The organism is Ilumatobacter sp. (assembly GCF_049588435.1).
Taxonomy (GTDB): Bacteria; Actinomycetota; Acidimicrobiia; order Acidimicrobiales; family Ilumatobacteraceae; genus Ilumatobacter_A.
Genome location: NZ_JBAVYV010000145.1, coordinates 1 through 3,905 on the forward strand (window position 1 = coordinate 1; position 3,905 = coordinate 3,905).

Below are 3,905 nucleotides of genomic sequence, written 5' to 3' on the forward strand. Positions count from 1 at the left end.
GTCGGGGTCCGTCGATCAGACACGACATCGCCACCACGAGGATCCAGAAGCCACCGACGAGGCCGCCGCCGACCAATGGGGCGACTCGCTCGCTCAGCGTCGAACTCGAGATGAGTTGCGGAACGTCGCGTTGGAGCTGCTGCAGTCGCTCTTCCACGTCGATCTCGGCAAGCCGATCGCCGATCAGCGGCAGGTCTTCGAGCGACGCAGCGATCTCGGACACATCGGTGTTGACCTTCGACGAGCCGCCGAGCGACTCCGACGCGGAGAATCCCAGCGCGCCGACGGCAGCCACGATCAGGAGCGAACCCGCGACGACGGACAGGAATCGTCGAACTCGCCATTTCCGCTCGAGCCACGAGACGGGTCGATCGAGGCCGATCGCGATCAGGATGCCGACGACGGCCCAGATGATCGTGGGTCCGATCCGCGAGATCGACAGCTGCAGCGAGAACGCCGCGATCGCGATCCCCGTGATCCACAACAGGGTGCGGTTGGACGGTTGCAGTAGAACCCGTTGATCGACACCGAGCCGTTCGGGTGACGGCGGTGTTTCGTCCGCCTCGCCCGACGACACGGTGTGGACGCTCTGAGACGCCCGGGGCCGCATCGCCGGCGTTCCCGGCAAGGAGGCGATCCGTTCGGTCGTCCAATCGTGGTCCAGCGCGCTGGCCACGAACACGGCGATGAACATGCCACAGATCGCACCCGGGAGGCCGCCCGCGCTCAAACCGGCCGCGAGCCCGAGCGCCGTGAGGAGCAGACCGGGACTGAAGCCGCGACCGATCACCTCGACGCGAAGCGCTCCGACCGCCACGACTCCGATGACGGCAACAGCAGCAACGGCAAGCGTCTGGCTCGGTTCGCCGTCGACGGCGGCAATGATCACGAGGGGAAGCCACCCGACCGCCGGGCCGAGCAGTGGGACCATCGACAGCAAGCCTGCGCCCACCCCGACGAGCAACGCCGCAGGCAGATCGAATGCGACCGCAACGGCACCGGCCCCGACGCCGCTGACCACGGCGACGAACGCGGCTCGACGGGTGAACGACGCAGCTCGCTGACCCGCCTCCGCCCAGATCTCACGGAGGACTCGTCGCCGGTCCCGATCCTCGGTCCAACCGAGCGCCATGGTCAGCAGCGCCGCGCCCTGGAGGGTGAAGAACGCGCTGAACACGACGAGCAGGACCAGCTCCGAGAGGCGTGTCGCGATTCCACCGGCATCGCCTTCACCGACCACCGCTCCCATCCCCCAGTCGGAGACGGTCTCGCCGACATGCTCGTCGAGGCGAGTGCGCGTCAGGAATGTCGGCCCGCCTTCGTTCTCGAGTTCGTCCAGCTGGACTTCGGTGTAGTCCGCGAGTGCCTCGGACTCGGACTGGATCGACTGGATCACCAGCCCTGAGGCGGCGGCGATCACGAGCAGCAGCACGACGTGGACCAGCACCGTCGACACGACATCGCCGAGCAGGCGGGCCCCGAATCGCACCACCGGGGCGATGATCGCCGCAAGGATGGCCGCCGCGATCACGATGCCGACGATCTGTTGCGCCCGGTTGAGGCCGGCGAGAATCAGGAATGCGACGACGAGGACCGCAGCCAGCTTGATGAGCGCGGTCGCCGGAATGTCGACCTCGAAGATCGGACGTTCGCTCGAGAGATGATCCACCCCTTCCGATCCTTCGGTCAACGCCTGATCATCCCACGCGCGGCTGTCGGGATCGCGGCTCGCCGGCGGGCAGCGTCGAGCGGCCGACCGGGAGACGGCCCGGATCCACGGGACGCGCGAGGCTGGCGAGCATGGAGATCCGTCATGCCGAGATCGCTCACGAACGAATCGGAGCAGGAATCGACCTCGTCTGGGGTCACGGCCTGACGCAGAGCCGCCTCCTGGAGGATCGACGGCCCCTCGTCGACCTGGCGGGCATCGATGCCGCGGTCGTGCGCTACGACGCTCGTGGGCACGGCGAATCGGAGTCGACGTCCGATCTCGACGGCTACGGATGGGATCAGCTCGCCCGCGACCAACTCGAACTCGCGTCCCGACTCGGCATCGAGCGCTACATCGCCGCAGGCGCCTCGATGGGTGCCGCCACAGCCCTCCACGCAGCCGTGCTCGCTCCGGAGCGGGTGCTCGGTCTGGTGCTCGTGATCCCGCCGACCGGGTGGGAGACCCGCGCAAGCGCAGCTGAAACCTACGAACAGGGCGCGCGGGCGGTCGAGACGGTGGGCGTCGAGCGGGTGATCGCCGCGGGTGCCGTCGTCGCTCCGCCCGATCCGTTCGTCGATGACCCGGAATTCGCTGCACGACGGGCTGACGGGTTGCGGAGCTGGGATCCCGTGCGACTCGCCCGGGCGATGCGCGGAGCAACGCGTGCACAGCTCCCGTCCCGGGACGAGATCGCGACCATCACCTGTCCGACGCTCGTCCTGGCATGGACCGGCGACCCCGTCCACCCGGTGAGCACAGCCGACGAACTCCGACGGCTCATTCCCGAGGCGGAGGTGCACATCGCGTCGACCGCCGACGAGATGTCGCGGTGGACCGCGCTGGTGGCCGGTTTCGTCGCCTCGATCGGATCAGACGCGGGGCGGGTCGACGACCACCCGGACGCGTGACCCGGCCGGGCGCACGGTCTCGTTGATCGCCCGACCGAGCGTCGTCCAGTCGCGAGCGCGAACCAGGTACCGGTCGTCGCCGTCGCGTCCCACCTGGATCGCCTCGCGATCGAGTTCGGCGACCAACTCGTCGCTGTAGCCGCCTGTGATTGAGGCGAGCGCACCGAACGGCGGAAGACCGAGCATCTGGCGGCGCTCGCGTTCGACACCGACCACGATGTCGGGATCGGCGGCCACCGCGGCGCGGACCACCTCGTGCTCCGGGTTGAACGTCTGGATCATGACCGTCGGCGCCAGCCGCCCGGCGCGCACCACCAACGCCATCGCCTGTTCGGATGCCCGGAACCGTGGAGCGAGCATCTCGGAATCGAACTCGAGGAATGCGACGACGTCGAGGGGTTCCACCCGGTACAGAGCTGCCTCCGTGCCGATGTACACGTCGGACCGTTGGGGTGGTTCGTCGTCCTTTCCGGTGATCGCGACCACGCGACGGTTCGCGGCCGCCTCGAGTTCCTCGCGGAGCCGGGTCACGCCCGGTCGGAGGTTGGCGAACGACCCGCTTCCGCACGCCTGACAGATCGGTGGGCGCTGAGTGCCGCATCGCCCGCATGCCAGCCGCCCATCGTCGGCCAGGCCGACCGCTGCGTCACAGTTCTCGCAGCGCGCGAGCGCCATGCACGACCGACACGCCAGCACCCGTGCCCGCCCGGTCGTGTTGCTGATGCACAGCACGCGTTGCAACGGGTCGCGGATCCGGTCGATCAACGCCGACGTCACCAACGACTTCTTCCACGGCTCCTCATCCGTGCGGTCGACGACCTCGATGTGGGGCCAGTGCAGGCGTTCGCGTTCGCGAGACGGATGCACAATCCCATCCGGTCCGCTCAGTTCCTCGATCGCGACCAATGTCGGCACCGGCGAGATGTACACCGCCGGAACGCCTGCGCGGAAGCAGCGTTCGGCGATCACATCTCGGGCGTGCCACGTGGGCGAACGCTCCTCTTGGAGAGCTTCGTCGTGTTCGTCGACGACGATCGCTGCGGCCATTCCGGCGCACGGCATCCACGCGGCCGATCGAGTCCCGACGACGACGTCGACGCCCCCGGCGGCAGCAGCGAAGTCATCGGGAACGAACGCGACGGTGGCACCCGCGCGACGCAAACGCGAAGTGAGGAGCGACGCGTCGGCGACGTTCGGCACGACGACGAGCGTCGGGCCGAGCGCGATGGCGGAGAGAATCGACGGCAGCACATCGCTGCGCGGTGGCAAGCGAAGCACTCCACCTC

At 68.6% G+C, this 3,905-nt stretch carries 2 protein-coding genes and 1 pseudogene; 1 reads left to right on the forward strand and 2 read right to left on the reverse strand.

Annotated elements, in window-relative coordinates; all coding sequences use genetic code 11:
* Positions 1 to 1,690: AI-2E family transporter (locus tag WBV89_RS05475; protein WP_423980329.1), on the reverse strand; the 1,690-nt coding region annotated here is incomplete at its 3' end.
* Positions 1,691 to 1,800: 110 nt separating this feature from the next.
* On the opposite strand from WBV89_RS05475, the gene WBV89_RS05480 reads away from it, so the two are divergent.
* Positions 1,801 to 2,619, forward strand: coding sequence for an alpha/beta fold hydrolase (locus WBV89_RS05480; RefSeq protein ID WP_423980330.1), 819 nt, complete (start codon positions 1,801 to 1,803; stop codon positions 2,617 to 2,619).
* Here the strand turns inward: WBV89_RS05480 and WBV89_RS05485 are convergent.
* Positions 2,581 to 3,905 (reverse strand): annotated as a pseudogene (locus WBV89_RS05485) (hypothetical protein); the annotation flags it as partial. The gene WBV89_RS05480 and the pseudogene WBV89_RS05485 sit on opposite strands and share 39 nt — an antisense overlap.

Coding starts and splice junctions, on each gene's coding strand:
- WBV89_RS05480 (WP_423980330.1), top strand. CDS start 1,801: ATGGAGATCCGTCATGCCGAGATCGCTCACGAACGAATCGGAGCAGGA.